Origin of the sequence: Croceibacterium xixiisoli (genome assembly GCF_009827305.1) — a bacterium.
In the GTDB taxonomy this organism is placed as follows: Bacteria; Pseudomonadota; Alphaproteobacteria; order Sphingomonadales; family Sphingomonadaceae; genus Croceibacterium_C; species Croceibacterium_C xixiisoli.
Genome location: NZ_WTYJ01000001.1, coordinates 1,418,846 through 1,444,651, shown reverse-complemented (window position 1 = coordinate 1,444,651; position 25,806 = coordinate 1,418,846). Strand labels below are relative to the sequence as shown.

Below are 25,806 nucleotides of genomic sequence, written 5' to 3'. Positions count from 1 at the left end.
TCAATTACTCGTTGGTCGGGGCCACATTGCGGCTCTGGATCAGCCAGCGGCCGCCCACGCGCACGACATCGTCCACGCCGGTGCCAGCCGCCGCCATTCGCGGCGGATTGGCGCGATCGGCGCCACCGAACACCGTCTGCCAGTAATAGCGGACGCGGGCATGATCCGGGGACACGAATTCGACATTCTGATTGGTCATGAAATGGCGCATGTCGCCGGTCAGCGTGCCATCGGCGCGACGCTTGTCCTGATCGGCGTCCAGATCGGCGATGAACTTGTGGAGCGCTTCGCGGCCCTTGATGCTGTTGAACGACCCGTCTTCGGTGAAGACGCTCGCATAGCGATCCGCATCGGTCGTATCGGCGGCACGGACATAATCCCACATCAGCCGGTCGATCGCCGCGCGATCCGCCAGCTGGCTTGTTGCTGTATCAGCAGCGGCTGCCTGCGGCCGGGGCTGCGGCAGCGTGGCGGGATCCCAATGCTCATCCGCCTTGCCATCGACAAAGCGCCAGGTGTCGAACCAGGTGGTGGTGTAGGTCTGGTCGGGCTTGCCCGGCACCGGCAGGGTCTGAACGAACAGCACGGTGACGAAATCCCCCTCTGCTTGCACGGCGACGATTGGGCGCTGCGTCCGTTCGAGCACGGGGGTCGGCTTGGCCTTGGCCACCTGGGTGAAATAATGGATCACTGCGTCCAGACCTGATGCCGCCAGCGGATTGTGCTGAATGTAGCGGTCGGTCAGAAACTCGCTCGCGCGATCCCACTGATTGGCTTCGAGCAGCACCTTTATGATGTTGAGCGCGGCCTGCTTGTTGCGGTGCAGTTTGGGATCGGGGCTGGTGAACAGCGATTCCGGATCCGGATGCGCCACCACGGGATCATTCAGCTGCGCCGCTGCGGGCACCGCCGTCGAACACATCAGCGCCGCCATGGCGGCTGCAAACAAAATCCTCATATCATCTCCCTCTCGGTCTTGCGCCCTTGTCCCTGGGCATCAATCCATGTGTTTTAAGCCAACGCGCAGGTAATCCCACCCTGTAATCAAGGTCAGCACCGCTGCGGTCCACAGTGAGATCAGGCCGACATTGTGGGGTACGTTGAAATCGGTCGCCCCGATCGGCAGCACCCAGCCCGGCAGAGCGCCGCCCAGGATCAGCGAACCGAGCGAAACCAGCTGCGCGGTGGTTTTCCATTTCGCCAGCTTGCTGACTGGCACAGAAACCTGCAGGCCGCCCAGAAATTCGCGCAGGCCCGACACGGCGATTTCGCGCAGCAGGATGATCAGCCCGGCTATCACATGCAGATCCCCGACGAAGGGACCGGTCAGCGCGCCCTTGGCCGTCAGGATCACGATGACCGTGGCCACCATGATCTTGTCTGCGATCGGATCAAGGAAGATGCCCAGCCGCGACACCGCGCCGCTCGAACGTGCCAGCATGCCATCGAAATAGTCGGTGATGCCCATGACGCAATAAAGCGCGAAGGCCATGCCATAGCCGAAATGCCAGCCCGGCCACCACAACAGCGCAGCCAGGATCGGCAGGGCGACGATACGCGACAGCGTCAGAATATTCGGGAGAGTCCACATCGAAGCCTGTTCTAGAACATCGGGTGCGGCAGAGGGAACCGCTTTTCCGCCTGCAGTGGGGCGGATCAACACCTCGGGCGGATAAATTCGCGCCCCGCCCGAACCATCTGATCAGTTTTGCCCGCACTGTACGCTTTCCCTGGTTGAGGCTCCGCAGGTTTGCGGGCAGGCATGAAGGAACGATCATGAAAAGCGGGACCATGGACAAGAAGCTGCTGCTGGGGATCAGCCTGGGCGGTGCGGCGCTGATGTCAGTCCTGACGCTGGCTGCATTGGCCGATGCCGAAGAATTTTCAGCCGATGATGCGGATATGGCATCGATGCAGCCGGGGGCCATGCCGGCCGGCTATGGCGATCCCGACCGGCCCAACGGCCAGCAGGCCGGCGCCCCGCCTTCCGGCGCGCGATCACAGGGTGATGCCCAGCAGGCGCTGGCCGGCCTGACGCAGATTCGGCAGCAACAATGCCAGAGCGGCAATCAGCTGGCCTGTCAGGTCCTGCCGCAGATGCCCGGTTATCAGCAGCAACTGACGCAAATGGATCAGGGTTGTCGTTCGGGCGACAGCCAGGCCTGCAATGCCTATGACAGTCTGGCGCAGCAAATCTTCACTGCCTATTCCGAAAGTGCCGCCGTGATGCAGGCGGGGGAGGCAAGCATGGCGCAGATGGATGCCTGGCGCGCGCAGATGAACCAGAACGCCGCCAACAGGATGGCCAATCTGCGGGCGCAGGGTGCCGCCGGGCAGGCGGCGCACAATGCGCGACAGGAATCCTATGCTGCCATGAACCGCAACTGGGAGGCTGGGCAGGCAAGCATCGATAGGGGCCACGGCCGTTTCATCGACAGCATTTATGAAGGCACGACCATGGATGGCGGCGGCGTGCAAACGCGCGTGCCGCACGGTTCGACTGGCTACACCGATGGTTATGGCAATGTCGTCGCAGTACCGGAAGGCAACGCAGGGCCGGATGGCTGGCAGGCGATGAACCCGACTTACGCCGCCCCCTGAAGACACATCCTCGTCACAAACGGACAACGACAGGCAGGTGGAGACGCTTTACGGGCGCGGGAAATTGCACGCTTTCCGCTTGTTCTTAACGACTGTGTGGCTATGTCTCCCCCGCATTCGGCAAGAGGCGCCCGTTTTCCCTATGATCCTTCCGTCATGATTACATCGACCTATCTGCTGAAACAGCGGCGCTTTCTGCCGCTGTTTGCCACTCAGCTGTTCAACGCGTTCAATGATAACCTGTACAAGAACGCGATGGTCCTGTTCGTGGTGTACAATGTGTACAACTCGCCGGAAGCTGAGGGAAAATTCAGCGCGCTGGCCTCTGCCGTGTTCATTATCCCATTCTTTTTGCTGTCAGCTTTCGCCGGTCAGTTGGCGGATATGCGTGACAAGGCGATGATCATCCGACGGGTGAAACTGGCGGAAATCTTTATCATGATGGTGGGCGGTATCGGCCTGGCCATGGCCTGGCTGGACATGCTGACCGAAGCCATGGCGATCCCGCTGATGTTGCTGGCGCTGTTCGCCATGGGCATCCACTCGACTTTCTTCGGTCCGATCAAATACGCCATTCTGCCCCAGCATCTGAAGCGGGAAGAGGTTCTGTCCGGCACCGGACTGGTCGAAGCAGGCACCTATGTCGCCATTCTGGCAGGCACGATCCTGGCCGGTTTCGTCGAAGTGGAAGTGGCTGGCGCGCTGGTGTTCATCATCGCCGTGGCTGGATATCTGACCAGCCGCTCCGTCCCCTCCGCTCCGCCGCTGGAAAAGGATACGCCCATTGATTACAATGTGCTGCGTTCCTCCGTCGCGCTGGTCAGAAACACCATGCATCGGCGCGAAGTGTTCCTGGCGATCCTGGCCATCAGCTTCTTCTGGGCAATCGGCACGGTGCTGTTCGTTCAGTTCACGCCGCTGGTGAAGAACTTCCTCATTGCCAGCAAGGAAGTGGCCAGCCTGTTCCTGGTGATCTTCTCCGTGGGGGTGGCCATCGGTTCCGTGGCCATCAACGCGCTGCTCAAGGGCGAGGTATCGGCCCGCTACTCCCCGGTCTCGGTGGTGGTGATGGGCCTGTTTGTCGGCGCATTCTATTTCGTCTGCCGCGCCTGGGGCGAAAGCATCACGACCACGCAATTGCTCGATGTCGGCGCCTTCATCGCCGAACCGCTGGCGCCGGTGGTGCTGTTCACCCTGCTGATGATCGCGATTTCGGGCGGCATGTTCGTGGTGCCGCTGTACGCCTTTCTGACCACCAAATGCCCCCCGTCACAGGCGGCCCGCACGGTGGCGGCCAACAACATCGTCAATTCCGGGGCCATGGTGCTGGGGTCGCTGATCGCCGGCGCGCTGAGCGCCATCGGTGTGCGGGTGGTCGAACAATTGCTGCTGAGCGCCGTCATGTGCGTGGTCGCTGCCTGGCTCGGCTGGTTGCTGTACAAGGCCGAAACACCGGGTTCGCACACCGCCTCGGCAGAATGAACGAGAGAATGGCGGCGCTGCGACGCTGCCATTCTCCGTCAGGCGATGAACACGCTGACGGCGATCAGGCTGGCGCAATAGGTGCTGGCGAAGCCGCGCATATCTTCCCCGGTAAGACCCAGCCGCATACGCCAGGGCACACGCTGTTCCACCTCATCATCTTCCCGTTCGTCCAGCGCATGCTGCGGCAAAGACGCCCGAAAGGGGTGGCGGGCGGATTCGTTGGTGAGGACGAGTGAGCGGCGCATGGCCATGACCGTTAACCAATTGGTAACCATTTTCCAGATGCCCCGAATTCACTGTCCGATGGCGGGACGGATTGGACGTGAGGCGGGCTGGAAGGGGACAGGTTGTGACCTTCGTCCGAAGGGTTTAGCCTGCCCGGCATGACCGAACGGAACGCCGCTCGCCTGCTGGTCGACTGCCTGTTGGAACAGGAATGCGACCGGATTTTCACCGTGCCGGGGGAGAGTTTCCTGCCGGTGCTGGATGCGCTGCATGACTGCCCGGATATCGACCTGGTCACCTGCCGGCAGGAAGGCGGCGCCGCCTTCATGGCCTGCGCTGATGGGGCCATGACCGGAAGGCCGGGCATCTGTTTCGTCACCCGGGGGCCCGGCGCCACCAATGCCAGCATCGGCGTGCATGTGGCGATGCAGGATTCGCAGCCGATGATCCTGTTCGTCGGCGATGTCGGTCGCGGCATGCGTGACCGGGAAGGTTTTCAGGAGGTCGATTTCGCGGCCTTCTTTGGCCCGTTGTGCAAATGGGCCGCGCGGATCGACGACGCGGTGCGCATCCCCGAATATATCGCCCGCGCCTATGCCACGGCCATCTCTGGCCGGCCGGGCCCGGTGGTGATCGCCCTGCCCGAAGACATGCTGCATGATGCGGCCGGTTCCGCCGCGCCGCGTGCCTTCGTCACCCGCCCGGCGCAGGCGCCCTGCCCCGATGCCATGGCCACGCTGATCGAGATGATCGGCGATGCCGCCGCGCCGGTTGCCATCATCGGCGGGGCCGGCTGGAATGCCCGGGCCCGCGCGTGGTTCACACAATTTGCCGAACGGATCGGCCTGCCGGTCGCGACAGCCTTCCGCCGGCAGGATGCAATATCGCCAGCCTCACCAGTCTATGCCGGCAATCTGGGCTACGGCCCCAGCCCGCGCCTGGCCCAGCGGATCAAGGATGCCGATCTGCTGCTTGTCGTCGGCGCGCGGCTGGGGGAGGCGACGACCGATGGTTATACGCTGATCACCCCGGACCATCCGGGGCAATTGCTGGTGCATGTGCATCCCGACCCGGAAGAGCTTGGCCGGGTCTATGCGCCCAATCTGGCGCTCTGCGCCGATCCGGCCGAGTTTTCCGAAAGCGCGGCCTTGTGGGATGAAGGCGATATCATCCCTTTCGACGCCGGCGCCGATGCCCATCGCGAATGGCTGGAATGGTCGACCCCCGTGCCAGGCAGTTACCGGCTCGATCTGGCCGAATGCCTGGGCCTGGCGCGGCAGATGCTCGATCCCGAAGCGGTGATCTGCAATGGCGCCGGCAATTTTTCCGGCTGGTGGCACCGATACTGGCCCTATGCCGGTTTTCCATCGCAACTGGCCCCCACCGCTGGCGCGATGGGCTACGGCCTGCCAGCAGCGATCGCCGCAGCACTGCGCTTCCCCGAACGGCAGATCGTGGCCGTCGCCGGGGATGGCGATTTTCTGATGAATGCGCAGGAACTGGCCAGCGCCATGCAATCGGGCGCTGATCTGATCGTGATCCTGATCGACAATGCCAGCTATGGCACCATCCGCATGCACCAGGAACGCAGCTTCCCCGGGCGGGTGTCAGCAACCGATCTCCACAATCCCGATTTCGTGCAATTGGCGCAGAGTTACGGCGCCTGGGCCGTGCGTTGCGACACCACCGCCAATTTCCAACGCGGACTGACCGAAGCGCTCAGCTGCAAGGGCGTGCGGCTGCTGCATTGCGTGATCGAGGTCGAACAATTGAGCGCGGCAGGTGCCACGATCAGCGGTTTGCGCAACCGCCCAGCCAGCCACTGAGCGGATGCGAAAAGGGCGGCCCTTGCGGACCGCCCCTTCACTTCAACATCGGGAACATGTGCACCCGATGGAAACGGTCACACTCGATCGCCGAGCGCGCCCTTGACGCTGCCTGCGACCTGCTGGGCCTTGCCCTTGACTTCCTGAGCGGCACCATCGGCGCGGGTTTCGGGATTGCCCGACTGCTGCTTCACCTTGCCGATTGCTTCATTGGCAAGACCTTTGGCTTTGTCCTTCAGTTCACCCATCGTGCTTCTCCAGCTAAGGAACCGGCTGTATTGCCTGGCTTTCGGGTGATTAACGGCAAAGGATGAGGCCGGTTCCCGCCTATTCTCCGGCCATTTTGCAGACGCGATCCCATTCCGCTTGGGTCAGTTCGGCCACGGACAGGCGCGAAAGCCGCACCAGTTCCATCTCTGCCAGTTCCGGTACCGCCTTGATCTGCGCCAGCGTGACCGGGCGCTTCAGCTTGCGCACCGGCTTCAGCTTTACGGCGGTCCATTTGCCTTCCGGATCATTCGGATCGGTCAGCCCCACGGCGCTGACTTCGGCGATGCCGACAATCTCTTTCCCGATGACGGAATGATAGAAGAACACTCGGTCGCCCAGTTCCATGGCGCGCATGTTGTTGGCGGCGCGGTGATTGCGCACGCCATCCCACAGCGTTTCGCCGTCACGCACCAGATCATCCCAGGAAAAGGCCTCAGGTTCGGTTTTCATCAGCCACAGCCGGCCAGCCATTTGCAGGTCTCCCTTGTCTCCCGCCACAATTAGAGGCCGGGATTGGAACAGGCAACGCCCGCAACCATGGCCCGCCCATTGCGGAGCGGGCGCTTGACCCCTAGGTGGCTAGCATGCGTACCGACTTCACCAAGATGCATGGGCTGGGCAATGATTTCATCGTGCTCGACGCGCGGGAACGGGCCCTGCCGCCGGTTTCAGCGCGATTTGGTGCGGCGCTGGCGGACCGGCGCACGGGGATCGGGTGCGATCAGCTGATCTTGCTGGAGCCGGCAGGGTCTGACGCGGCGGATTTTCGTATGCGGATTTTCAATGCTGACGGCAGCGAAGTGGAAGCCTGCGGCAATGCCACCCGCGCCATCGGCCTGCTGCATGGGCAACCTGCACGGATCGAGACCGTGGCCGGGGTGCTGACCACCGAGCCGTCAGACGCCGGTATTGCCGTGGATATGGGCCAGCCCAATCTGGAATGGGACCGGATCCCGCTGGCCTATGCGATGGATACGCTGTCCCTGCCGGTCGGCTGGGAAGAGCTGGAAGCGCCGGTGGCCGTCAATGTTGGCAATCCGCATGTCATTTTCTTCGTGCCGGATACCGATGCGGTGGAGCTGGAACGGCTGGGTCCGCTGATCGAGAATGATCCGCTGTTCCCCGAACGGATCAATGTGAACGTCGCAACCATCGAGAATCGCCAGACAATTCGCCTGCGGGTGTGGGAACGCGGTGCGGGGCTGACGCGCGCCTGCGGCACCGGCGCCTGCGCAACGGCGATCGCAGCGATGCGCCGTGGGCTGACCGATCGCCGGGTGACGGTGCGGCTGCCCGGGGGGGATCTGTCGATCGGCTGGGGCGATGACAAGCGCATCACCATGGCCGGCCCCGCGACGGAGAGTTTCCGGGGCACATTCGAATGGGATCTCTACGCATGAGCGCAGAGCGCGGGGTGGATGTGGTCTCACTCGGCTGTCGGCTGAATATCGCCGAAAGCGAACAGATCCGCGCCCTGCTTGCCGCCGAGAGTGATGTGGTGGTGATCAATTCCTGCGCGGTTACGGCGGAGGCGGTGCGGCAGACGCGGCAGGCGATCCGCCGGGCGCGGCGTGGGCGGCCCGATGCGCGGCTGCTGGTGACCGGTTGCGCGGCCGATATCGAGCGGGATGCGCTGGCGGCGATGCCGGAAGTGGACGGGTTGATCCCCAACACAAGCAAGCTGGATCCGCGCGCCTGGAACGCGCCGGAGCGCGCCCTGCCTGCGCATCAGCACGCCCTGCCTGCGCGCACGCGTGCGTTTGTCGCGGTTCAGAACGGTTGCGATCACGCCTGCACCTTCTGCGTGATTCCGCAAGGTCGCGGGCCGAGCCTGTCGCTGAACGTGCCGCAGGTGCTGGCCGAAGTGGAGCGGCATCTGGCGCAGGGTGCGTCCGAAGTGGTGCTGACCGGAGTCGATGTGACCAGCTGGGGGCATGACCTGCCCAATGCGCCGGGCCTGGGCGTGCTGGTGCAGGCGATCCTGGACGGCTTCCCGCAACTAACCCGGTTGCGGATGTCATCGCTCGACGGGGTGGAGATCGATGCGCAGCTGTTCGAGCTGCTGGCCAGTGAACCGCGCATGGTGCCGCATCTGCATCTGTCGCTGCAGCATGGGCATGATCTAATCCTCAAACGGATGAAGCGCCGCCACAGCCGGGCTGACGCCGTGCAACTGGTGAAAGGACTGCGCCGCCGCCGGCCGGATATTGCCATCGGTGCAGATCTGATCGCCGGCTTCCCGACCGAGACCGCCGAGATGCATGAGGCCAATCGTACGATCATCCGCGATCTGGATGTGGTGCATGGCCATATCTTCCCCTATTCGCCGCGCCCCAAGACGCCGGCAGCGCGCATGCCGCAGCTGGACAAGGCCGTTATCCGCACCCGTGCGGCCGAACTGCGCGAAGAGACCGCGCGGCGTCGCGACCGCTGGCTGCAGAGCCTGATCGGAACGCCGCTGGATGTGCTGAGCGAGAAGGACGGCACCGGATATTCCGGCAATTTCGCCCGCGTGGCCGTGCCCGATGGCACGGTGCCCGGCACGCTGATGACCATTACCCCCACCTCTTTGCAAGAAGGCCTGCTGTTATGACCGATGCGAGCTGGACCGAACGGCTGTTCGGCGGCTTCCGCAAAACTTCCGAGCGCCTGTCAGACAATCTGACCGGCGTCGTCGGCACGGCGAAGCTGGATGATGCGACGCTTGACGGGGTGGAAGATGCGCTGATCCTGTCCGATCTGGGCCCGGCAGCGGCCAGCCGCATCCGCGCCAAGCTGGCCGAAAAGCGGTTCGGCCTGACCCTGACCGAGCGGGAGCTGAAGGAAGCGGTGGCAGAGGAAATCGCCGCGATCCTGCGCCCGGTGGCAAAGCCCCTGGAAGTGACCGCCTTCCCGCGCCCGCAGGTGATCCTGGTGATCGGCGTCAACGGCAGCGGCAAGACGACCACCATCGCCAAGCTGGCGCATCTGTTTCAGGAAGATGATTACGGGGTGATGCTGGCCGCGGGCGATACGTTCCGCGCCGCCGCCATTGGCCAGCTGGCCGTCTGGGCCGAGCGGCTGGGCGTGCCGATCACGCGCGGGCCGGAAGGGGGAGATCCTGCCAGCATCGTGTTCGACGCGGTGAAGACCGCCACGGAGACCGGGATCGATGCGCTGGTGGTCGACACCGCCGGCCGGTTGCAGAACAAGCGCGAACTGATGGACGAGCTGGCGAAGATCCGCCGCGTGCTGGGCCGATTGAATCCGGAAGCGCCGCATGATGTGGTGCTGGTGCTGGATGCCACCAATGGCCAGAATGCCCTGTCCCAGATCGAAGTGTTCAAGGAAGTGGCTGGCGTTACCGGCCTGATCATGACCAAGCTGGACGGCACGGCGCGCGGCGGGGTGCTGGTGGCGGCGGCGGAACAATATGGCCTGCCGATCCATGCCATCGGCGTGGGTGAGAAAATCGACGATCTGCGCCCGTTCGACCCCGATCTGGTCGCGCGGGTCATTGCCGGAGTGGCGTGATGAGCGAAACCGAACAGAAGAAGCCGAAATCCGGCTGGGTCAATCTGGCGGTCGATTACGGGCCGCTGCTCGTGTTCTTCCTCGTCTATCGATATTACAAGCCCGACGGCGATGATGCGGCCGGCGAAATCTTCGCCGTCGTGCGCAGCACCGGGGCCTTCATCGTCGCATCGCTGATCGCGCTGGCCGTATCCAAGCTGCGGCTGGGCAAGATTTCGCCGATGCTGTGGCTGTCGACCGTGCTGATCGTCGGCTTCGGCGCGCTGACCATCTATTTCCAGGATGAACGCTTCATCCAGTGGAAGCCGACGCTGATCTATGTCGGTTTCGGCGTGGCCCTGCTGGCCGGCTTTGCCCGGGGCAAGGCGCTGCTCAAGGTCCTGCTGGAGGCCGCGTTCGAGGGGCTGAGCGATGAAGGCTGGCTCAAGCTGTCGCGCAACTGGGGCCTGTTCTTCCTGTTCCTGGCCGTGCTCAACACCGGGCTGATGTACGCGCTCAGCTTCGAAGACTGGCTGGCCGCCAAGCTGTGGCTGTTCCTGCCGCTGAGCTTCCTGTTCACCTTCACCCAATTGCCGATGCTGATGCGCCACGGGCTGGATGTCGGCGACAAGAAGGAAGTGATCGAGAACCCGCCGACCGAATGAGGCAGGACCACAAAAAAGGGGGCGGCGCCATTGGCTCCGCCCCCTTTTTGTTGCCCGTGTACGGCTGGATCAGATTTCCACTTGGCTGCCCAGTTCCACCACGCGATTGGTCGGCAGGCGGAAGAAATCCATCGGCGTTGCGGCATTGCGCATCATCCAGGCGAACAGCTTTTCCCGCCAGATCGCCATGCCCGGCTTTTCCGCCGTCAGCAGCGTCTGGCGTGACAGGAAGAAGCTGGTCTTCATCATTTCGAACGGGCCGCCGCACATCTCGATGGTCTTGAGCGCGGCGGGCACGTCGGTTTCCTGCATGAAGCCATAGTTCAGCACCACGCGATAGAAACCATCGTCCAGCGATGTGACGACGACGCGGTTTTCTTCCTCCACATAGGGCACGTCGGCGATCTTGACCGTCAGCACCACCACCCGATCATGCAGCACCTTGTTGTGCTTGATGTTGTGCAGCAGCGCCGAGGGCGTACCCGAGGAACCCGAGTTCATGAAGATCGCCGTGCCCGGCACCCGCGCCGTGCTGTTGCGGGCCGATTTGGCGAAGATATCCAGCGGCAGTTCCGCCTCCCGCATGCGCATGCGCATCAGGCGGCGTCCGCGTGCCCAGGTGGTCAGCAGGGTGAAGGCAATCGCGCCGATCAGCAGCGGGAACCAGCCACCATCGGGTATCTTGGCGGCATTGGCGGCGAAATAAGCGCCATCGACGATGAAGAACACCGAGATGGCGGGCACTGCGAGCCACCATTTCCACTTCCACACGGCCATGAACAGCACCGCCATCAGGCAGGTGTCGATCAGCATCGCCCCGGTCACCGCGATACCATAAGCAGAGGCGAGGTTGGACGAATTCTTGAAGAACAGCACCAGCAGGATCACCGCCACCAGCAGCGCCCAATTGACCAGCGGGATATAGATCTGGCCATGATGCTGCTGATTGGTGTGGAGGATCGACAGGCGGGGAATGAAGCCCAGTTGGATCGCCTGATGGGTGATCGAAAAGGCGCCTGAAATCACCGCCTGGCTGGCGATGACCGTGGCCGCCGTGGCCAGCAGCACCAAGGGTAGACGGAACGCTTCCGGGGCCAGGAAGAAGAACGGGTTCTTGATCGCCTCTGCTGCGGCGGCATCGCCGAGCCCGATGATCATCGCGCCCTGGCCGAAATAGTTGAGCAGCAGACAGGGCATGACAAACGCGAACCAGGAGAGGCGCATCGGCCCGCGTCCGAAATGGCCCATGTCGGCATAGAGCGCTTCCGAGCCGGTCACCGCCAGCACGACCGAACCCAGCGCGAGGAAGGCCAGCCACTTGTCCAGCACGAAGAAGTTGATCGCGTACCAGGGGTTGAGTGCCGCCAGGATGCCCGGTGTCTGGATGATATGGATGATCCCGAGCACCGCCAGCGTGGTGAAATAGGTCAGCATGACCGGCGCGAACAGCTTGCCGATGCGATTGGTGCCGCGTTTCTGGATCATGAACAGGCCGATCAGCAGCACCAGCGCGATCGGGATGACCAGCGGCGCCAGCCGGCGTTCCACCACCACCAGCCCTTCGACCGCCGACAGCACGGACACGGCCGGCGTGATCATGCTGTCGCCATAGAACAGGGCGGTGGCGAAGACGCCCAGCAGCACCGTGATCCAGCCATAGTTCGATTTGTCGATATGGCGGCCGATCATGGCCACGAGCGCAAGCGTTCCGCCCTCGCCCTTGTTGTCGGCGCGCAGGATCAGCGAGACATACTGGATCGAGACGACCAGCGTCATCGACCAGAAGATCAGGCTGACGACGCCCAGAATATGGGCGTCATCAATGGTCAGCTGGTGCGGACCGTAGAATGTTTCACGAAAGGCGTAGAGCGGGCTGGTGCCGATATCGCCGAACACAATACCAATCGCGCCTACTGCCAGTTTAACCTTGGCAGAGGGCGTCTGGTTACCATTAACTGCGCTCATTGCGAGTTCAGCCCCAAGTGCGACTCAAGGCCGCGGAGCGCGCCAACTAGCAGCGCCCGACAGGGACTGCAATCTGATGCGCCGCATCACGGCGTCGGCTGAGCTTGCGCCGGGGTTTCAGCCGGTTGCGACATCTGAATCTGCTGCAACAGCAAGGCGTCGAGCCGGCCGAGCCGTTCGGCCATGGCTTCCCGCCCGGCAGCGTCGGCCGGCGCCGTGGCCAGCGTATCGATCCACATCTGCCGTGCCTCGACCAATTGCCCCTGCCGAATCAAGGCCAGCCCCAGGAAATATCCCGGTGCCAGCCCCTTGGGATCGAGCCGTGCAGCGCGCCGGTAAGCGAGCAAAGCCGGTTTGGTCAGCGCGCCATCGGCATGTTCGACCAGCACATTGGCCAGCGCCAGCATCGCCTCTGCATCATCGGGTTTTTCTTCCAGCGCATTGCCCAGCATGCCGGCAGCCGTTTCAAACTGGCCACGCCGGGCAAAGGCATCGGCGGTCAACACCCATTTGTTGTGCGAGCGCATGCCATCGGCCATCATTTCCCGCCGGGCATCCACCAAGGCAAAGGCGAATTCGGGTTCTGGCTTGCGGCCCGTGGCCGGCGCACCGGACAGATCCGGACTGGCATGCAGCGCATAGCCGGCGAGCCCGATCGACAGGGCCGCGCCGAACACCGGCCAGCGGCTGCGCGCGCCGCGCATCAGCACGAAGGCAACGGCAAAAGCCGCCAGCGCCAGAGCGATAACCAGCAGCCAGATCATGCACGCCTCCGCAGCCGCTGGCTCAGCACGAACAACACCAGCGCGATCAGCACCAGGGGAATCACGAACAGCGGCCAGGTGCTGGCGCTGACTTCAGGCTTGTAGCTGACATAGGCGCCATAACGTTCGACCATCCATGCGCGGATGGCCTCTGGATTTTCGCCGGCAGCGATCCGCGTGCGGACCTGATGGCGCATGTCGCCGGCCATGGGGGCATCGCTATCGGCGATGGACTGGCTCTGGCACTTGAGACAGCGCAGCGTCAGCATCAGGTTCTGCGCCTGCGTTTCGAGCGCCGGATCATCCAGCTGCTGATAGGCATAGGGCGCCGGCGGCAGCATGTCCTGCGCCACCACGGGCACGGCAAGCAGCGTCAGCAGCAGGGCCAGAAAGGTGCGCATCACGATTCCGCCTTCCGCAGTTCCTGCAGCAGCTGCGGGATATTCTCGGCCCGGATGTCGCCGATATGCTGATAGCGGATGATGCCTTTGCCATCGACGACGAAGGTTTCCGGTACGCCAGACGACCCGATCGAGAGCTGCACTTCGCTGATGTCGTCGGCCCCGATCCGGGTGAAGGGATTGCCATAGGCCTGCAGGAATGCGGCCACATCCTGCGGCCGATCGCGAATGGCGATCCCGACGATGACGGCGCCATTCTGTTCCAGCGCGGCCAGCTGTTCCGCTTCGGCCGCGCAGGGCACGCACCAGCTGGCGAAGACATTCACGAGCTTGGGCTTGCCATCCATCAGATCGCGGGTGGAAAGACCCGGGCGATCAGCGACCGAAGGCTTGAGATCGAATTGCGGCATCGGCTTGCCGATCATGGCGCTGACGACGACATCGTCCTTCGGTCGGCTCAGCTGGAAAGCGAACAGGCCAAATAGGCAGGCGACGACCGCCACCACGCCCCACAACACCAGCCGCAGACGTTTCATGCCGGGTTCTCCATCAGCGGATCACCGGCGCTGCGGCGTTCAATGTTGCGGGCCTGCGCCCGGCGACGCTTGAGGTCGCCCGACACGCGGCCGATCAGGGCCAGCGCGCCGCCGAGTGCGATCAGCACGCCGCCATACCAGACCCAGGTGACGAAGGGTTTCCACCACAGCCGCAACTGCCAGCGATCGCCCTCAGCCTCCCCACCCAGCACGGTATAAAGCTGCCCGTTCCAACGGGTCAGCAGGGCTGATTCGCTGGTATCCTGCGGCGGCGCCCAGAAACTGCGCGCCTGCGGATGGCTTTCCTGTACCGGACCGCCATCATAGCTGGCCAGCAGAGTGGCGCGGATCGCCGTCCAGTTCGGCCCCGCCACCGGTTCCACCGATTTGAGGGTGATCGACCACGGCCCATCCTGCACGGTTTCACCCACGCGCGCGGCGACCAGCCGTTCCTTCTGGAAAGCGGTATCGGCCGACATGCCGAACAGCGCCACGGCAACCCCGAAATGGGCAATAACCATGCCCCAGGTCGCCAACGGCACCCGGCGCAAGGCGCGGCCGCGCAACGGCATCAGGCTCCCGATCGCCACCGACGCCGACAGGGCCATGCCCAGCAGCGGCAGCAGATCGATCTTGAGAGAAATCCCCAGGCCGATCGCCAGCGCCACCGGCAAGGCCAGCAACCCGATTGCGGACCAGCGGATGCGTTCGAGCCGGTCATTGCGCCAGCGCAGCATCGGGCCCACCGCCAGCACCAGCATCATCGGCAGGAAGAAGATTGCGCCGACCGGGTTGAAATAGGGCGGCCCGACCGACACCCGCACGTCGAAGGCTTCGGTCAGCAGCGGATAGAGCGTGCCAAGCAGCACAATCCCCAGAATGGCCGAGAGCGCGACATTGTTGACCACCAGCGCTCCTTCGCGGCTGAGGATCGAAAAGCGTTCCCCCTCTGCCACGGTGTTGGCGCGCAAAGCGAACAGCACCAGCGCCCCGCCGATATAGATCGTCAGCAGCGCCAGGATGAAGCTGCCACGCTCGGGATCAACGGCAAAGGCATGCACGCTGGTCAGAATGCCCGAACGGACCAGGAAGGTGCCGATCATGCTCATGGAAAAGGCGACCACGCCCAGCATGATCGTCCAGGCGCGCAGTGCGTCGCGCGCGGCCAGCACGCTGGCCGAATGGAGCAATGCGGTTGCGGCGAGCCAGGGCATCAGGGAGGCGTTTTCGACCGGATCCCAGAACCACCAGCCGCCCCAGCCTAATTCATAATAGGCCCAATAGCTGCCGGCGGTGATGCCGATCGTCAGGAAGCTCCAGGCGCCGAGCACCCAGGGGCGCATAACCCGGGCAAATTCCGGCGTGACCTGCCGCGTCAGCAGCGCGCCGACGGCAAAGCTGAAAGCGACCGAGAGCCCGACATAGCCGAAATAGAGCGTCGGCGGATGGAAGGCGAGGCCGATATCCTGCAGCAGCGGGTTGAGCCCCTGCCCTTCGGCCACGGGCTCTGCCAGTCGCGCAAACGGATTGGAGGAAAACAGCAGGAAGGCATAGAACCCCAGGCCAACGAAGGCCTGCGCGCCCAGGGTGGCGATCATCGTGCGGACCGGCAGACGCCGTTCGACCAGCGCAATCAACCCGCCCGAAAGCGCCATGACCGAGACCCACAGCAGCATCGACCCTTCGTGGTTGCCCCAGGTGGCCGCCAGCTTGAAGATCATCGGCTTCATCGAATGGGAATTGGTCGCCACCAGCAGCACCGACAGATCGGTCCGCGCGAACAGCAGCAGCAGGGCGCCGAACGACAAGGCGCAGAGCAATGCCTGGACGATCGCCGCCGGGCGCACCAGCCCGGCGATGCCGGCACCTTCGGCGTCGTCGCCCTTGCCGATCAGGCCGATGACTGCCGCGAACAACTGCAAACCGGCAAGCGCGGCGGCAAGCCACAGCGCGGCAAGACCCAGTTCTGCGATCATTCGGTGGTTTCCGCCACCGTCTGGCGCACCTGATCCGGTGTCATGTTTTCCAGTTCGCGCGGCATGTAATTCTCATCATGCTTGGCCAGCAGGTTGTCGGCCACGAAAGTGCCGTCCTGCCGCAGAGATCCTTCGGCGACGACGCCGGAGCCTTCGACGAAGAGATCGGGTACGATGCCGGTGAACACCACCGGCACCCGTGCTTCGCCATCACCAACGACGAAGTTCCAGGTCACGCCATCGGCAGCGGTCGACAGCGAACCCGCCTCCACCATGCCGCCCAGCCGCACGGCGCGGCCGAATTCCGGCGGGTTGGCCTGCATTTCGCTGGGGACGTAGAAATAGCTGGCCTGATTGCGCAGCGCCCAGGCCGCCAGAATGCCGGCGGCAATGATCGCCACCAGCGCCAGCACCGCTAGCACCAACCGCTGGTGCTTGGGCTTGAGACCTCCGGTCAAAGCTGAACCGCTCATCTGCCACGCGCCTTTTCTCTCTGGCGTTCGGCTCTGCGCATGGAAAGCCAGCTCCAGCCGACCATCGCCAGCGTGCCGATGATCGTTACCGCATAGGCGGCGATCACGAAATTCCACTGATTGAGCGCTTCACGCATGTCTCAGGCCTCCAGAGCCTTGCGCCGCAGACGTGCCTCTGCCTGAATTTCTGCCAACAGCGCGCGCATGCGCATCAGCACCACGGCGCCGAACAGCAGGCTGAAACCCAGCACACCAGCACCCAGCCCCCAGAGAAATTCCGGCGACATGGACGAATTGCCCATGCCGATGCTGGGCGGCTGGTGCAGGCTGTTCCACCACAGCACCGAATAATGAATGATCGGGATATTGATCGCACCAACCAGGCCGAAGATCGCCGGAATCCGGCTCGATCCGCCTTCGCGGCTGACCGCGCCGGCCAGGGCGATATAGCCGAGATAGAGGAACAGCAGCACCAGGAAGGACGTCAGCCGACCATCCCACACCCACCATGTGCCCCAGGCCGGCCGGCCCCAGATCGATCCGGTCGCCAGCCCCAGGGCCGTGAACAGCGCGCCGGGCACCGCGGCGCCGCGCGCGGCCAGCGCCGCCAGCGGATGGCGCCACACCAGTTCCATCAGGCTTGAGATGGCGATCGTGCTCCACCCTGCCATGCCCAGCCAGACAGTGGGGACATGGATGAAGAGGATGCGGACGGTTTCCCCCTGCAGCCGTTCGGCCGGAGCCAGAAACAGCCCATAGACCATCGTGCCCGCTGTGATCAGCAGGCCGCTCAGCAGCAGCACCGGCGTCAGCCAGCGGGCAATTCTGAGGAAACGGGCGGGATTGGCGTAACCGTGCATAGTTCGTTTTTTCGCTTTACGGGCGCCGCTTTGACAGGTGCTGAACCGCCCCGCAAGGGCGGACTCATACAGCTGTGCAAAGCGGTGAAGTTGACTCTGCCCGGAATGAACCCGTCTCAGCCCCGGCCGATCAGCTGCTGCGCCATCCGGTCGGCCACCACATCGGCGCTCAACCCGCCGGATTCGCTTTCGCGCCAAATGGTACGGAGCCGTTCGGGGATCTGGCCGATGCGCGCATTCACCTCATCCGCCGTGCATTGCGTGCCGCGCTGACGGCACAGATATTCCAGGCTGACATTGATGATGCCACCGGCGTTGATGACATAATCCGGCGCGTAGAGGATGTTCCGGTCGGCCAGCAGCGCGCCATGTTCGGCGCGGGCCAGCTGGTTGTTGGCCCCGCCGGCGACAATGCCGCAGGCCAGCCGCGCGATTCCCGTTTCATCCAGGATCGCCCCCAACGCATTGGGGCTGAACACATCGCATTCGGTCGCCATAATCGAATCGACCGGCACGGCCGTGCCGCCGGTTTCGGCCGCCAGCGAGGCCGCGCGGCCGTGATCGATATCGGCCAGCGTCAACACCGCGCCTGCGGCCGCCAGCAGCCGCGCCACGCCGCCGCCGACACTGCCGCAGCCCTGCACCGCCACGCGCACACCCTGCAGATCATCGGTGCCCAGCCGATGGGCGACCGCCGCCTTGATCCCCAGGAAAATGCCATGGGCCGTGAACGGTCCCGGATCGCCCCCGGCCGCCCCGCCCGCCACCGGCAGGCCGCAGACATGCGGCGTGCGTTGGGAGATGGCGACCATGTCGGCAACGCTGGCGCCGACATCCTCCGCCGTGACATAGCGCCCGCCGAGCCCAGCGATCGCATCCCCAAAGGCGGCCAGCATGTCCGGGGTCTTCGTTCGCTGAGCATCGAGCAGCACGACCGCCTTGCCGCCGCCCATGGGCAGGCCGGCCATGGCGTTCTTGTAGCTCATCCCGCGACTCAGCCGCAGGGCATCGCGCATGGCGCCAGCCGGATCGGCATAATGCCAGAAGCGCGTGCCGCCCGCGCCCGGGCCGAGATGGGTGGAATGCAGCGCGATGATGGCGGTGAGACCGGATCGACGATCATGCACAAGCTCGACATGCTCATGCGCGTCAAAATCCGCTTCGGTCCAGAATGCCGTCATTGCCCGCTCCATATGGCGAAAAGATGATGCGGCATCTGCGAGAAATGGGGCGACTGACGGGGTTCGAACCCGCGACCTCCGGTACCACAAACCGGCGCTCTAACCAACTGAGCTACAGTCGCCATAACCTCAACCGCTCTCGCGGCTGTTAGGCGGTTGCGCTGGCCGGTCAAGCGGCATCAGCGCGGGCGCCGGCCTCTTGCACAGCATCGCCATTATGGGAAGCAAAATCTGCCGATGGTTGTGCATTATGCAAGATTATTACGCTGCGCTGCACATGCTTGCGCGGGGCATCGGCCCCGCTATCACCCGATCCATGACGAATCCGGGTGAAACCTCTGCCGAATTTCTGCTGCAAACCACCGGCGTGCGGCGTGTCCCCTCCCCCAGGCTGGAACTGTTCGATGTGCCGGATTTCCTGCCCGCCGATCTGTGCCTTGGCCTGATCGATCTGATCGAGGCCGGGCGGCGCCCCTCCACGATCGCGGACGAGAATGGCGACAATTATTTCCGCACCAGCGAGACCTGCGATCTGGACGGCACCAATCCGCTGGTGATGGATCTGGAAGCGCGGCTGTTCGCGCTCAACGGGATCGACCCCACCCATGGCGAACCGATGCAGGGACAACGCTATGCCGTGGGGCAGGAGTTCAAGGCGCATACCGATTATTTCGAACCCAATGGCCAGGATTTCAGCAAATATTGTTCTGTCGCCGGCAACCGCACCTGGACCTTCATGGTCTATCTCAACGATGTAGAAGCCGGCGGGGCAACCCGGTTCAAGGTGATCGACAAGACTTTCCAGCCGGCCGCAGGAAAGCTGGTCTGCTGGAACAATCACCGTCCTGACGGCAGCCTCAACGCCGCCACGCTCCATCACGGGATGAAGGTGCGCAAGGGCGTGAAATATGTGATCACCAAATGGTATCGCGAACGGGTGTGGGGATGGTGATGGCGCCATTGCAGGAAAGGGCCTGTGCCTGCCATTGCGGCGGGGTGCATTTCACCATCCGCCTGCCGCAGGATCAGACCGGCATCCGCTGCAATTGTTCGATCTGCAGCATGAAGGGTGCGGTGATGATCGGCCTGCCCAGCGATCATCTGACGGTGACGCAGGGGGAAGATCTGCTGCGCTGTTACCAGTTCCACAGCATGACCGCGAAACACTGGTTCTGCAGCCGTTGCGGCATCCATTGTTTCCACCAGCGGCGCGCCACGCCCGATCAGTTCGCCGTCAACGCAGCCTGCATCACCGGCGTGCGGCTGTATGAGGATTTCCCCGATCTGGCGGTTGCCGACGGCGCCCATCATCCGCGCGACAATGACGGCAAATCGGGCATTGCTGGCCGACTGAGGTATGAGTCGGCGCCCGAATAGAGCGGTTTTCGATCCGATTGGATCGGATCGCCGCTCTATTTTCTTTTGTTTGCCGCGATTTCCGAGTCAGCAGGTGATTCCACCTGCTTAGAAATCGCTCCAGGCAGCGCGACTGACCGGCAGCAGCACACAGCAGGCAAAGAAAAAGGCGGCCGTTGCGGGCCGCCTTTTTCCTTGTGCCGTGTGGCGTTGGTTACTTCTTGCTGTTCTTGAGCGAGAGGCCACCGAAACGCTTGTTGAACTGGGCAACGCGGCCACCGTCCTGCAGACGCTGCGTGCCGCCGGTCCAGGCCGGGTGGCTGGTGGGATCGATGTCGAGTGCCATCGTGTCGCCTTCCTTGCCCCAGGTCGAACGGGTCTGGAATTCGGTGCCATCCGTCATCTTGACGGTGATCATGTGGTAATCGGGATGCGTATCGGCCTTCATGGCATAGTCCTTCTTGCATGAGGCCGGTTCCGACCGGCCGGGCAGTATCGGGAAAGCGCGCCCCCTATCGGGGTCACGCGGAAATTGCAAGCCCTGCCCCCAAGGCTCAGCCTCAGGCGGGGGGATCAGCAATCATGGCGGTGAATTCGGTTTCGCAGGTCACCTTGCCGTCAACGCTGGCCTTGCCCCAGAACTTGCACACGCGGGCGCGTTTCTGGATGAAGCCGACATTGAGATCGAGCAGGCACCCGGGTTCGACCGGGCTGCGGAACTTGGTTCCATCGATGCTCATGAAATAGACCAGCTTGTTGCTGCCGGCGAGTTCGAGCGTTTCGATGGCCAGAATGGCCGCAGCCTGGGCCAGCGCTTCAATCTGCAGCACGCCCGGCATGACCGGACGACCGGGGAAATGACCCTGGAAGAACTGTTCGTTGAAGCTGACAGCCTTCACCGCATGAATGCTCTCCCCGACGATCAGGTTACGGACCCGATCGACGAGGAGCAGCGGGTAACGATGCGGCAGAGCGTTGAGGATCTGCACGATATCATATTCGCGCACGGTTTCGTTCTCGCTCATGCTCTGCCCCCTTCGTTTCGACTCAGCGACCCTGGACCGGCTGCTGGGCCGGAGCCGCCGGTGCGGCTGCGCCGCCCGCCTGCTGCTGTGCGGCGGCCTGCTGCTGCGCAGCGACCAGCACTTCCTGCACTTCCTGATACATCTGCACGGCGGCGCGCTGTGGCTGCCAATTGGCCGGAACCGTGGTGTTTACCGTAGGCACCTTGGCGTTCAGCGCAGTGGTGATGTCCTGCGTGACATCGGCAGCATCGACGGCATAGATCACGGCGCTGGGCGTCAGGATCAGCTGAAGATTCTTCTGGCTGATCACCTGCTGCAGCGATGCATTGTACTGCATCAGGATCTGTTCGATCGCATAGATGCGCTGCATGGTGATCGGCTGCTGGATCTGCTGGATCTGCTGATCAAGGCCCTGGATCTGCTGCAGCACGGCAGTGTTGGCCTGGGCAGCGGTCTGTTCGGCTTCGCTCAGTTCGCCATTGCCGTCCGTATCGAACTGACGGAGCAGCGTGGCGCGCTGCTGTTGAACCTGTTCCAGCTGCGTGCGGGCGGCCTGGTTGGCGGTGCCGATCTGCGTATAGGCAGCCTGCAGCGCCTGCGAACCGGCAACGGCGATGGAAGGTTCGGCAATGGCAATGGAGGTGACCTGCGCCGCAGCGGGGAACGCAACGGCAATGGCGGTGGCAGCAAGCGCGGCCTTGGCAAAAGCAAGCTTCATCAGAATTGTGTCCCTACGTTGAAGGAGAAGGTCTTGGTATCATCGCCCTCCTGCTTGAGCAGGGGGTAGGCAACGTCGATGCGGAACGGGCCGAAGGGCGAGTTCCAGTTTACGCCGACACCGATGGAGACGCGCGGCATGGCGGAATCGCCGTAGAATTCCTCGGCAAACGGCTGAAGATTGTAGCGGAAGGCGCGGGGATTGTTGACCGTTTCGCCGGCTGCATTGACCGAGGTGGGGTTGGTGGTCTGCACGCCATTGGTATCCACGTAGAGCGCATTGTTGTTGGAATCGAACAGCGGGTCGGCCTGCACACCATCGGGGTAAGCGCGGGTATCCGGCCTGCGGATGCCGAATACGGCGCCGGCGTCGAGGAAGATGGACGGCCGCAGCCCCATTTCGCGCGCACCGGATCCCAGCGGAATTTCAAGCTCCAGCTTGCCCAGGTAATAGGCATTGCCGCCCAGGGCATCGTCCTGGATGTTGTTGCGATCATAAGGTGCGAGCACCTGATTGCCATCCGCATCTGTCGTGTAGGTGCGACGAAGCACACGCGGACCGACACCGCGAATGTCGAAGCCGCGAATCTGCGGTTCCCCCAGGAAGAAGCGGTCGGTCAGCAGCACATCGCCCGACAGGCCATGGATATAGCCGCCTTCTGCCTTGGCGGAGAAGATGAAGCCGCTGCCGACGTTGAAGAACTTGGATGCCTCGGCCCGCCCCTTCAGATAGCGGTTGCTGCCACCGAGGCCAGCGAAGTCAGCCTCCAGCACGACGCGTTCACCGCGCGTTGGGCGGATGCGGTTGTCGAGCGTTTCATAGATCAGCGATGTGCCGAGGATCGAACTGGTGCGGGTACCGATGGCATCGCAGAGATAGCGCCCTGCCAGCAGCGGTTCGCAATAGCGTTGGCCGGTACCGTTGAAATCGGCGAAGAACTGGTCTTCGTCGATCGTGATCTGATCATAGTTGAAGGTATAGCGACCGATCAGGGTCATGTATTCCGACAGCGGCACACCGGCGCGGATGGAAAAGCCCGTGGTGGCCTGTTCATAGGTTGCCGTCGCGCGGTTGAAATAACCGTTGTTGTAATCACGGCGGTAGATATCGACACCGGCCGAGATGTTCTTGTCGAACACATAGGGTTCGGTGAAGCTGACCGATGCCGCGCGCGAATAGCGCGAATAGTTGAGCGACAGCGCCGCCGTCTGCCCGCGACCGCGGAAGTTGCGCTGACGGATCGAGCCCTGGAAAATGAAGCTTTCCAAGCTGGAGAAGCCGGCCGAAAGCGACAGTTCGCCGGTCGGCTGTTCCTGCACATTGGCGTTGAGGATGACGCGGTCAGGCGCGCTGCCCTGTTCCTGTTCGATTTCGAAATTCTGCTGGAAATAGCCCAGCGAATTGATGCGCGCGGTGGAGCGGCGGACCTGCAGCGAGTTGAAGGCGTCGCCTTCCGACAGGCGGAATTCGCGGCGAACCACCTTGTCCTGCGTCAGCGTGTTGCCGTTGACGTTGATCTGTTCGACGTAAACGCGCGGCGCTTCGTTGATGACGAAGGTCACGTCCATCGTCAGATCTTCGGCGTTGCGCTTGAACTGCGGGCGGACGTCGGCGAAGGCGTAGCCGAACGTGCCGGCGCTTTCGGCCAGCCCTTCCACCGTGTCTTCCACCAGCTTGGCGTCGTACCAATTGCCGGTCTGCATCGGCAGGGTGCGGGTCATCAGGCTGCTGTCGAAATCGCGCAGCTGGCTGTCGACCTCAACCTTGCCGAATTTGTAGCGTTCGCCTTCTTCCACCACATAGGTGATGATGAAGTCACGCTTGTCCGGGGTGAGTTCGGCCACGGCCGACACCACGCGGAAATCGGCATAGCCGTTCATCAGATAGAACTGCCGCAGCTTCTGCTGATCGAAGGCCAGGCGATCGGGATCGTAGGTGGTGGCGGAGCTCAGGATCTTGAGAAGGCTGGTTTCCTTCGTCACCATCTCGTCGCGCAGATCGCCATCGGAGAAGGCTTCGTTGCCGATGATGTTGATCCCGCGAACGCGCGACTTGGGCCCTTCGGTGATGACGAAGACCACGTCGACGCGGTTCTGATCCAGCTGGACCATCTGCGGTTCGACCGTGGCGGCAAAGCGGCCCTGCCGCTTGTAGAGTTCGATGATGCGGGCCACGTCCGCCCGCACTTTGGAACGGGTGAAGATCTGGCGGGATGCCAACTGGATTTCCGGCAGGATCTTGTCATCCTTCAACCGCTTGTTGCCTTCCAGCACGATGCGGTTGATCACCGGATTTTCGGTGATTTCGATGACCACATTGCCGCCGTCATTGCGGATGCGATAATCGGAAAACAGTTCGGTTGCGGCCAGATCCTTCAGCGCCTGGTCGGCGGCGGCAGCGGTATAGGTCTGCCCGGGACGAAGCTGGATATAGCTGACGATCGTTTCGGGTTCGAGCCGCTGGGCACCCGCCACGGCGATCGTGCGGATGACATCGCCCGATTCCGGCGTGGCGATAACGGGTGGTGCCGGTGTCGCAGGTGCTGGCGTTGCCGGCGCAGGTGCGGCCGGCGCGTTCTGGGCAAGCGCCGTTCCTGGCAAGCCAGCCAGAAAGGTGCAGCCCATCAGGGCTACGGCGTAATGCGAGGCTACAATAGTCTTGGCCCTGGCGCTCATGTCCGATCCATCCATTACGACACTGCATATCCCGTGCTGCGAACCATCGGCCATGCCCCGTGAGACCGATCAGCGAACGCGACGCAAGCGGCGCCCTTGCCCCATGCGGAGCAGGCGATCAAGCGAACATGCCGGGAATGCTGTGCAGCAGTCATCCTTGTTACCGCTTGCCAGGGCAAAACGGCGCTAAACCGGCCTACCCGCCGAACCATGGCAGAGAGGCAATATCGTTGATTGTCACAAACAGCATCAATGCCAGCACGAATGCCAGACCGGTGCGGAATGCCCATTCCTGACTGCGTGCGCTGGCAGGCTTCCGGCGAATTGCCTCGGCCGCGTAGAAAGCCAGGTGCCCACCGTCGAGGACTGGAATTGGCAGGAGGTTAATGAATGCCAAGTTAATTGAAACCATCGCCACCAGGGAGACGAATTGCGGCCAGCCCAAAGTCAGCTGTTCGCCGGAAAACTTTGCCATCTTGATCGGCCCGCCCAGTTCGGAAACAGGGCGAATACCGGTGATGATCTGTTTGATATTGCGGACCATCATGACCATGATGTCGCCCGTCTGAGTGACTGCCAGGCCAACGGATTCGATCGGCCCGACCGGCACGATTTCCGAACCGGCCGCCATGATGCCCAGCCGCCCGATCCGCGATTCATTGCCGAACCGGTCGCGCATCACCTGGCTCGGCACCACCATGTCCACCACGCGGCGAACGCCGTCCCGTTCCAGACCCAGCGCGATGCGCGATCCGGGGCTGGTGAGCACATGCTGCTGCACATCGGTGAATTCCGCGACATCCCGCCCATCGAGCGAAACGATCGTATCGCCCGCGCGGATGCCGGCCGCCTCAGCCGCCGAGCCTTCGGTAACGGCGCTGATTTCCGGCGAGACCAGCACCCGGCCATAGCTGACGTTGAAAGCGGCCAGGATGGCGATCGCGATCAGGAAATTCGTGATCGGCCCGGCAGCGACGATCAGGGCCTTCTGCCACAGGGGTTTGGCCGGGAAGGTTTGCGCCCGTTCTTCGGGCGGCAGGGCCAGCCATTCGGCGCTCGGCTCGCTGGCCGGGTTCATGTCGCCGGCGAACTGGACATAACCGCCGAGCGGCAGGGCAGACAGCTTCCAGCGGGTCCCGCGGCGGTCGGTGAAGCCGACGATTTCCCGGCCGAAACCGACCGAGAAGGCCACCGCCTTTACCCCGAACCAGCGACCGACCAGATAATGGCCCAGCTCATGCAGGGTCACCAGCGGGCCGAGCAGCAACAGAAAGCCGAGCGGGTACATCCACCATTGCACCGAATCCAGCAC

The 25,806-nt window shown here is 63.2% G+C and carries 28 protein-coding genes and 1 tRNA gene; 9 read left to right on the top strand and 20 right to left on the bottom strand.

What is annotated here, in order from left to right:
* Positions 1-4 precede the first annotated feature (4 nt).
* Positions 5-958: a nuclear transport factor 2 family protein gene (locus GRI97_RS06950; RefSeq protein ID WP_161390329.1), complete on the bottom strand. Its 954-nt coding sequence runs from the start codon at positions 956-958 to the stop codon at positions 5-7.
* Positions 959-997: 39 nt separating this feature from the next.
* A complete protein-coding gene (gene pgsA / locus GRI97_RS06945) occupies positions 998-1,591 on the bottom strand; it encodes a CDP-diacylglycerol--glycerol-3-phosphate 3-phosphatidyltransferase (RefSeq protein WP_161390328.1) in 594 nt (197 codons plus the stop codon).
* Between the two features lie 185 nt (positions 1,592-1,776).
* On the opposite strand from pgsA, the gene GRI97_RS06940 reads away from it, so the two are divergent.
* Together GRI97_RS06940 and GRI97_RS06935 are read left to right on the top strand one after the other, a co-directional pair.
* The gene (locus GRI97_RS06940; RefSeq protein WP_161390327.1) at positions 1,777-2,601 is read left to right on the top strand and encodes a hypothetical protein; all 825 of its coding nucleotides are present in this window, start codon (positions 1,777-1,779) and stop codon (positions 2,599-2,601) included.
* A gap of 156 nt (positions 2,602-2,757) precedes the next feature.
* A complete protein-coding gene (locus GRI97_RS06935; RefSeq protein ID WP_161390326.1) occupies positions 2,758-4,083 on the top strand; it encodes an MFS transporter in 1,326 nt (441 codons plus the stop codon).
* A 38-nt stretch (positions 4,084-4,121) separates the two neighbouring features.
* Here GRI97_RS06935 and GRI97_RS06930 read toward each other — a convergent pair whose 3' ends face one another.
* Positions 4,122-4,331 carry a hypothetical protein gene (locus tag GRI97_RS06930; RefSeq protein WP_161390325.1) on the bottom strand — a complete coding sequence of 70 codons (210 nt, stop codon included), beginning with the start codon at positions 4,329-4,331 and terminating at the stop codon, positions 4,122-4,124.
* Positions 4,332-4,469: 138 nt separating this feature from the next.
* Between GRI97_RS06930 and GRI97_RS06925 the strand changes: the two genes are divergently transcribed.
* Positions 4,470-6,137: a thiamine pyrophosphate-binding protein gene (locus tag GRI97_RS06925; RefSeq protein WP_161390324.1), complete on the top strand. Its 1,668-nt coding sequence runs from the start codon at positions 4,470-4,472 to the stop codon at positions 6,135-6,137.
* 77 nt (positions 6,138-6,214) lie between these two features.
* Here GRI97_RS06925 and GRI97_RS06920 read toward each other — a convergent pair whose 3' ends face one another.
* Positions 6,215-6,385 (bottom strand): CsbD family protein, encoded by a 171-nt coding sequence (locus tag GRI97_RS06920; RefSeq protein WP_161390323.1) that lies wholly within the window; start codon positions 6,383-6,385, stop codon positions 6,215-6,217.
* A 79-nt stretch (positions 6,386-6,464) separates the two neighbouring features.
* The gene (locus GRI97_RS06915) at positions 6,465-6,878 is read right to left on the bottom strand and encodes an EVE domain-containing protein (protein ID WP_161390322.1); all 414 of its coding nucleotides are present in this window, start codon (positions 6,876-6,878) and stop codon (positions 6,465-6,467) included.
* Positions 6,879-6,991: 113 nt separating this feature from the next.
* Here GRI97_RS06915 and dapF point away from each other — a divergent pair, with 113 nt between their 5' ends.
* Genes dapF through GRI97_RS06895 form a run of 4 tightly spaced genes read left to right on the top strand, consistent with a single transcriptional unit; the run spans position 6,992 to position 10,564 of the window.
* On the top strand, positions 6,992-7,807 hold the full coding sequence (gene dapF / locus GRI97_RS06910; protein WP_161390321.1) for a diaminopimelate epimerase: 816 nt from the start codon (positions 6,992-6,994) through the stop codon (positions 7,805-7,807).
* On the top strand, positions 7,804-9,000 hold the full coding sequence (locus tag GRI97_RS06905; RefSeq protein ID WP_161390320.1) for a MiaB/RimO family radical SAM methylthiotransferase: 1,197 nt from the start codon (positions 7,804-7,806) through the stop codon (positions 8,998-9,000). Before dapF ends, GRI97_RS06905 begins: the two co-directional genes overlap by 4 nt.
* Positions 8,997-9,920, top strand: coding sequence for a signal recognition particle-docking protein FtsY (gene ftsY / locus GRI97_RS06900; protein WP_161390319.1), 924 nt, complete (start codon positions 8,997-8,999; stop codon positions 9,918-9,920). Before GRI97_RS06905 ends, ftsY begins: the two co-directional genes overlap by 4 nt.
* Positions 9,920-10,564 (top strand): inner membrane-spanning protein YciB, encoded by a 645-nt coding sequence (locus GRI97_RS06895; protein WP_161390318.1) that lies wholly within the window; start codon positions 9,920-9,922, stop codon positions 10,562-10,564. The genes ftsY and GRI97_RS06895 overlap by 1 nt, the downstream gene beginning before the upstream one ends.
* A 69-nt stretch (positions 10,565-10,633) precedes the next feature.
* On the opposite strand, the gene GRI97_RS06890 is transcribed toward GRI97_RS06895, so the two are convergent.
* From GRI97_RS06890 to GRI97_RS06850, 10 genes are all read right to left on the bottom strand, one after another.
* Positions 10,634-12,529, bottom strand: a complete 1,896-nt coding sequence (locus tag GRI97_RS06890) for a potassium transporter Kup (RefSeq protein ID WP_161390317.1) — start codon at positions 12,527-12,529, stop codon at positions 10,634-10,636.
* Between the two features lie 86 nt (positions 12,530-12,615).
* The gene (locus tag GRI97_RS06885; protein ID WP_161390316.1) at positions 12,616-13,293 is read right to left on the bottom strand and encodes a tetratricopeptide repeat protein; all 678 of its coding nucleotides are present in this window, start codon (positions 13,291-13,293) and stop codon (positions 12,616-12,618) included.
* Complete coding sequence (locus GRI97_RS06880) at positions 13,290-13,694, bottom strand: cytochrome c-type biogenesis protein (RefSeq protein ID WP_161390315.1); 405 nt, start codon at positions 13,692-13,694, stop codon at positions 13,290-13,292. Before GRI97_RS06880 ends, GRI97_RS06885 begins: the two co-directional genes overlap by 4 nt.
* On the bottom strand, positions 13,694-14,230 hold the full coding sequence (locus tag GRI97_RS06875) for a redoxin family protein (protein ID WP_161390314.1): 537 nt from the start codon (positions 14,228-14,230) through the stop codon (positions 13,694-13,696). The genes GRI97_RS06880 and GRI97_RS06875 overlap by 1 nt, the downstream gene beginning before the upstream one ends.
* Positions 14,227-16,206, bottom strand: a complete 1,980-nt coding sequence (locus tag GRI97_RS06870) for a heme lyase CcmF/NrfE family subunit (RefSeq protein ID WP_161390313.1) — start codon at positions 16,204-16,206, stop codon at positions 14,227-14,229. The genes GRI97_RS06875 and GRI97_RS06870 overlap by 4 nt, the downstream gene beginning before the upstream one ends.
* The gene (gene ccmE / locus GRI97_RS06865) at positions 16,203-16,679 is read right to left on the bottom strand and encodes a cytochrome c maturation protein CcmE (protein ID WP_161390312.1); all 477 of its coding nucleotides are present in this window, start codon (positions 16,677-16,679) and stop codon (positions 16,203-16,205) included. Before ccmE ends, GRI97_RS06870 begins: the two co-directional genes overlap by 4 nt.
* Complete coding sequence (locus GRI97_RS18370) at positions 16,676-16,816, bottom strand: hypothetical protein (RefSeq protein ID WP_202392598.1); 141 nt, start codon at positions 16,814-16,816, stop codon at positions 16,676-16,678. Before GRI97_RS18370 ends, ccmE begins: the two co-directional genes overlap by 4 nt.
* 3 nt (positions 16,817-16,819) lie before the next feature.
* Positions 16,820-17,539: a heme ABC transporter permease CcmC gene (ccmC, locus tag GRI97_RS06860; protein WP_161390311.1), complete on the bottom strand. Its 720-nt coding sequence runs from the start codon at positions 17,537-17,539 to the stop codon at positions 16,820-16,822.
* Positions 17,540-17,655: 116 nt separating this feature from the next.
* Complete coding sequence (locus tag GRI97_RS06855) at positions 17,656-18,720, bottom strand: Leu/Phe/Val dehydrogenase (protein WP_161390310.1); 1,065 nt, start codon at positions 18,718-18,720, stop codon at positions 17,656-17,658.
* Positions 18,721-18,765: 45 nt separating this feature from the next.
* Positions 18,766-18,842: transfer RNA gene (locus tag GRI97_RS06850), tRNA-His, on the bottom strand.
* Between the two features lie 194 nt (positions 18,843-19,036).
* Between GRI97_RS06850 and GRI97_RS06845 the strand changes: the two genes are divergently transcribed.
* Together GRI97_RS06845 and GRI97_RS06840 are read left to right on the top strand one after the other, a co-directional pair.
* The gene (locus tag GRI97_RS06845; protein ID WP_161390309.1) at positions 19,037-19,672 is read left to right on the top strand and encodes a prolyl hydroxylase family protein; all 636 of its coding nucleotides are present in this window, start codon (positions 19,037-19,039) and stop codon (positions 19,670-19,672) included.
* Positions 19,672-20,097, top strand: a complete 426-nt coding sequence (locus tag GRI97_RS06840) for a GFA family protein (RefSeq protein ID WP_161390308.1) — start codon at positions 19,672-19,674, stop codon at positions 20,095-20,097. The genes GRI97_RS06845 and GRI97_RS06840 overlap by 1 nt, the downstream gene beginning before the upstream one ends.
* A gap of 193 nt (positions 20,098-20,290) precedes the next feature.
* On the opposite strand, the gene rpmE is transcribed toward GRI97_RS06840, so the two are convergent.
* The 5 genes from rpmE to rseP all read right to left on the bottom strand — a co-directional run bounded on the left by rpmE (position 20,291) and on the right by rseP (position 25,806).
* Entirely contained in the window at positions 20,291-20,524 is a 234-nt protein-coding gene (gene rpmE, locus GRI97_RS06835; protein ID WP_161390307.1) for a 50S ribosomal protein L31, read from the bottom strand.
* 112 nt (positions 20,525-20,636) lie between these two features.
* A complete protein-coding gene (fabZ, locus tag GRI97_RS06830) occupies positions 20,637-21,101 on the bottom strand; it encodes a 3-hydroxyacyl-ACP dehydratase FabZ (RefSeq protein WP_161390306.1) in 465 nt (154 codons plus the stop codon).
* 22 nt (positions 21,102-21,123) lie between these two features.
* A complete protein-coding gene (locus GRI97_RS06825; RefSeq protein ID WP_161390305.1) occupies positions 21,124-21,819 on the bottom strand; it encodes an OmpH family outer membrane protein in 696 nt (231 codons plus the stop codon).
* Positions 21,819-24,494, bottom strand: a complete 2,676-nt coding sequence (bamA, locus tag GRI97_RS06820) for an outer membrane protein assembly factor BamA (RefSeq protein WP_161390304.1) — start codon at positions 24,492-24,494, stop codon at positions 21,819-21,821. Before bamA ends, GRI97_RS06825 begins: the two co-directional genes overlap by 1 nt.
* Positions 24,495-24,690: 196 nt before the next feature.
* Positions 24,691-25,806: an RIP metalloprotease RseP gene (gene rseP, locus GRI97_RS06815; RefSeq protein ID WP_328598509.1), complete on the bottom strand. Its 1,116-nt coding sequence runs from the start codon at positions 25,804-25,806 to the stop codon at positions 24,691-24,693.